Annotated in this window: 1 pseudogene; it reads left to right on the top strand. The window is 71.6% G+C overall.

The annotated features are described in order from the left end of the window. Positions 1–461: pseudogene (locus ACL02U_RS32955) on the top strand (hypothetical protein); the annotation flags it as partial. Between the last annotated feature and the right edge of the window lie 106 nt (positions 462–567).

Genomic DNA, 567 nt, shown 5'->3' with positions numbered 1-567 from the left:
TGAGTTCGAGCGAGGCTGTCACGGTCGGCGCCGGCGGCACAGCCGGGTCTGCCGGCGCCAACAACGGCGGCAACGGCGGCGCCAGCAGCTTCGGCTCCAGCCTGGTCACCGCGAATGGCGGCAGCGCCGGTTTCGGCAGCGCCGCTTCCTCGACGAATCTCGTCATCAACGGCGGTCTCGGCGGGCAGGGCGGCACTGGCGGTGACCTGCACATTCCCGGCAACGACGGCGGCAACGGGATGGTCCTCTCGGGCGCGCCGATCAAGTACAACACGGGCGGATCGTCGCATTGGGCCGGCGGGCGCCGCGGAAACACGATTTTCAGTGGGACCGCGAATGGCTTCGACGGCTACGACTGGGGCGGCGGCGCGGCCGGCGGCTCCAACGGCAACAGCGAGCCGGCCGCATCCGGCGCGGTCGGCGGCGCGGGCCTGGTCATCGTCACCACCTACACGTCATGACCCAGCCGCCCCCGGAGACCGGCGACCCGAATCCGAATCCGGTGCCGCCGTGGACGATCGAGGTACGGGACGCGTCGACCGTGCAGCGGTGGGACATCCCCTCCCG

Source organism: Streptomyces sp. MS06 (assembly GCF_047200655.1).
Classification (GTDB): Bacteria; Actinomycetota; Actinomycetes; order Streptomycetales; family Streptomycetaceae; genus Streptomyces.
Note: the sequence above shows the minus strand (reverse complement) of the source record. Positions and strands in the feature narration are given on the sequence as shown.